This is a genomic window from Streptomyces sp. NPDC060232, assembly GCF_042726555.1.
Lineage (GTDB): Bacteria > Actinomycetota > Actinomycetes > Streptomycetales > Streptomycetaceae > Streptomyces.
Map to the genome: position 1 here is coordinate 114,437 of NZ_JBHXAG010000002.1, position 3,976 is coordinate 118,412.

The window sequence follows — 3,976 nt, forward strand, 5'->3', positions numbered from 1 at the left end:
GGATCAGATGCGTCTGTGCACGGTGTGCGCGCTCGGGGAGGAACACCCGGGAGTCGTCCTGGACGACGAGGGGGTGTGCAGCCTCTGCAAGCTGGACCACGCGGGCGACCTGCTGCGCAACTTCACGTACACCAATGCCGTGTACGAGGAGTTCACCCGCAGCGGGCCGAACCCGAACGGCGACTACGACTGCCTCTTCATGTACAGCGGGGGCAAGGACAGCACCTACATGCTGGACAAGTTCGTCAACGAACACGGCAAGCGCGTCCTGTCGTACACCTTCGACGTCCCCTTCGAGAGCGTGCACGCCGCGCAGAACATCCGGCTCGCACGTGAGCGTATTCCGGCGACGTTCGTCCTGGACTCCGACGACGACAGCATCAAGCGGATGATGCGGGAGGTGTTCAACCGGCCCACCCCGAAGAAGCCGGGCAAGTACCTGGACGAGAAGCTGCCCTGCGTCTCCTGCCGCACCTTCTTCGTCCTGCGGGCCGTCCTGTACGCGTTCCGGCACCGGATCCCCTACATCGCCCTGTGCGCGGACCCCCAGCAGATCCTGACCATGGAGTCGGACGCCCGCGAGGTGGTGCGTGGCTTCTACCGGACATTCGGCGTGCACCTGACGGACGAGCTCTTCAAGGGCGAGCTGGAGCAGGTCCTCTTCGCCGAGGACGACGAGATCCCGAAGATCGTCTTTCCGTTCATCGCCATGCGCTACGAGTACGACCCCGACCGGATCGTCGCCGAGCTGAAGGCGAAGGGGCTCTACGACTCCTCGCCGCTGGAGACGCACTGCACGCTCTTCCCGCTGCTGAACTACTACTCCTTCAAGAACTGGGGGTGCATGTTCTACAAGCTCAACGCCTCCAGCCACCAACGGTCCGTCGCACGGAACAAGGACTTCGACCGGTCCACGTTCTCGATCAAGTTCCCGCGCGCCGCGAACATCGTCGACATCGAAGAGCGCATGAAGCGGGTCGTGCTCGAGATCGCGGAGCGGACGGGCGACCCGCAGGAGCACGAGCGGGAACTCGTCGACATCTTCCGGCAGCTCGACGCGACCGAGGAGGGGGCCCGTTTCGTGGCCCAGAGCTTCCTCGGCATGCGCACGGTCGCGGCCGACCTCGGCATCCGGCTCTGAGAGGGCGAGTACACCTGTGGAGCACATCATCGAGGGCGACGTGCGGGACAGCGACGTCGCGGTCGTCGGCATGGCCTGCCGGTTCCCCGGCTCGCCCGACGTGGACGCCTTCTGGAAAGTCCTCACCGACGGCCGGGAGACCGTCACCGTCTTCTCCGACGACCGGCTGGCCGCTGCCGGCGTGAGCCCGGCCGAACTGGCCGATCCCGCCTACGTCAAGGCCGGCCAGGTGATCGGCGGCGTCGAGATGTTCGACGCCGCCCACTTCAAGATCCCCGGGGACGAGGCGGAGATTCTCGACCCCCAGCACCGGCACCTCCTGGAGTGCTCGCTGCTGGCCCTGGAGGACGCCGGCCTCGACCCGACGCGCCATGCCGGCGAGATCGGCGTGTTCGCCGGCACCGGAATGAACACCTACCTCCTGCACCACCTCGCGGACCGCTACCGGTCCGCCTCCACCACCGGCCACTACCGGCTGATGCTCGCCAACGACAAGGACTTCCTCGCCACCCGGGTCTCCTACAAGCTGGACCTGCGGGGGCCCAGCATCAGCGTCAACACCGCCTGCTCGACCTCGCTGGTCGCCGTCCACACAGCGTGCACCAGCCTGCTCGCGGGGGAGTGCTCCGTTGCGCTGGCGGGCGCCGTGCACCTGCGGCTGCCGGAGGAGACGGGCTACGTTCACCAACAGGGCATGATCTTCTCTCCGGACGGGCACTGCCGGGCGTTCGACGCGGACGCCCAGGGCACCGTGATCGGCAGCGGAGTCGGGGTCGTCGTCCTCAAGCGGCTGGCGGAGGCGCTGGCGGACGGTGACACCGTGCACGCCGTCATCAAGGGATCCGCCGTCAACAACGACGGGTCCGCCAAGACCGGTTACACCGCGCCCAGCGTGGAGGGCCAGGCGGCGGTCATCGTGGAGGCACAGGACCTCGCCGACTGCCCGCCCGAGACCATCGGCTACGTGGAGGCCCACGGAACGGGCACCCCGCTCGGCGACCCCATCGAGGTCGCAGCCCTCACCGAGGCCTTCGGCACCGGCGTCGGGCCCGGCCAGGTCGCCCTCGGATCCGTCAAGACCAACATCGGGCACCTCGACACCGCTGCCGGTATGGCGGGCCTGATCAAGACGGTGCTGATGCTCCGCGAGCGGACCATCGTGCCCAGCCTCAACTTCCGTGTTCCCAACCCCGACATCGACTTCGCCGCAGGCCCCTTTGCCGTCGCCACCGAACTACGAGAGTGGACAGCGGGGGACACACCGCTGCGCGCCGGGGTCAGCTCCTTCGGCATCGGCGGTACCAATGCCCACGTCGTCCTGGAGGAGCCGCCCCGCAGGGCCGCCCCCGGGCCGCGGCCCCGGCCCGCCGAACTACTGGTCCTGACGGCCCGCACCCCCCGGGCCCTGGACCAGGTCACGAGTTCGGTCGCCCGCAGCCTCAAGCGCCGCCCCGGGCTCGGTCTCGGCGACGTCGCGCACACCCTCGCCGCCGGCCGTCGGCTGTACCCCCACCGGCGAGCGGTCGTCGCCCGCACCACCGCCGACGGCGCCCTGGCCCTCGCCATCGCCGATCCCGTCCGAGTGCGGACCGGCGAGGCGCCCGAGGACGCCCAGGGCACGGCCCTCGTCGTCGGGCGCGTCGAGCCGACGCTCGGCACGGGTCACGACGGAGCCGCGCTCTACCGGGAACTGCCCGCGTTCCGGGCCGCCGTGGACGACTGTGCCCACGCCCTGGAGCTCCCGGCATCGAGCGGTCCCGAGTCCCTGCTGGCCTCGGAGGGCGCGACCGCACGGTTCGTCGCCCGGTACGCCCTGGCTCGGGTCTGGGAGGACTGGGGGCTTCTGCCGACCGCGTACGTGGGCCTCGGGGAGGGGAAGATCGCCGCAGGCTGCCTGGCCGGAGTGCTCGCGCTGGGCGACGCCCTCGCCCTCACCAGGGCCCATGAGGCGGGTGATCCGGCCCCCCTGCCGGATCACCCCCTGAATGCCCCCGAGGTGCCGCTGTGCGCGGGCGAGGACGCCGTCTGGCTGGACGCCGCCACGGCCACCGACCCCGCGTTCTGGGCGAAGCCGTCCGAAGGGCCCGGCGGTGAGGAGGCCGCCGAACTCCTCGCGCAGGCCGTGCTGATCGCCGTGCCGGTCGAGCCCGTGCCGCAGGACGACCCGCAGGACGTGCCGTCCCGCCCGGCTCAGGAGGTCCTGCTCGACGCGCTGGGCCGCGCCTGGGTCCGGGGTGCCGACGTGGACTGGGACGGCCGCTTCCCGCCCGAGTACCGGCGGCGCGTGCCCTTGCCCGGGTACCCGCTGGAGCGCACCCGCCACTGGGTCGATCCCGTACCGCGCCGAGAGGCAGCGCCGTACGTGCCGTCCGCGGAGCCCGCCGGGGACGACCTGCGGCAACGGATCGACGCCGCGGGCCCGGCGGAGCGCGGCAGGCTCCTCCAGGACTACCTGTCGCAACAGGTGGCGGGGGTCCTCGGGGCGCGCGAGCGGCTCGACCCGGACCGCAGCCTCTTCGACATGGACGTGGACTCCCTCATCCTCATCGACCTGACGGCCCGGCTCGGCACGGCCCTGGGACGGCAGATTCCCTCCTCGGCCTTCGTCGAGTACCCCACCATCCGGGCGTTCGCCGAGCACGTCGCGGCGGACTGGGAGCAGGGCGGGGGCGATCGGGGCGGGAGCGGCCCCGGGCCCGCGGCGGGCAGGACCTCGCGGCGCGCCGCGACGGCCGCGCACCGGAGGTGAACGGCCGGACGGGGACGGGGCGCAGAGCGGTGGGGCACGGCGCGGCGATGGTGACGGACGGATCAGGCGGACGGACGGAAGGGCAC

General features: G+C 71.2%; 2 protein-coding genes. Both read left to right on the plus strand.

Features of this window, described 5'->3' with window-relative positions; translation table 11 throughout:
• The first annotated feature begins 7 nt into the window (after positions 1-7).
• Positions 8-1,141 carry an OzmP gene (locus tag ACFWFZ_RS04500; RefSeq protein ID WP_387117302.1) on the plus strand — a complete coding sequence of 378 codons (1,134 nt, stop codon included), beginning with the start codon at positions 8-10 and terminating at the stop codon, positions 1,139-1,141.
• A gap of 16 nt (positions 1,142-1,157) precedes the next feature.
• Positions 1,158-3,890 carry a type I polyketide synthase gene (locus ACFWFZ_RS04505; protein WP_387116523.1) on the plus strand — a complete coding sequence of 911 codons (2,733 nt, stop codon included), beginning with the start codon at positions 1,158-1,160 and terminating at the stop codon, positions 3,888-3,890.
• Positions 3,891-3,976 lie beyond the last annotated feature (86 nt).

Coding starts and splice junctions, on each gene's coding strand:
- ACFWFZ_RS04500 (WP_387117302.1), top strand. CDS start 8: ATGCGTCTGTGCACGGTGTGCGCGCTCGGGGAGGAACACCCGGGAGTC.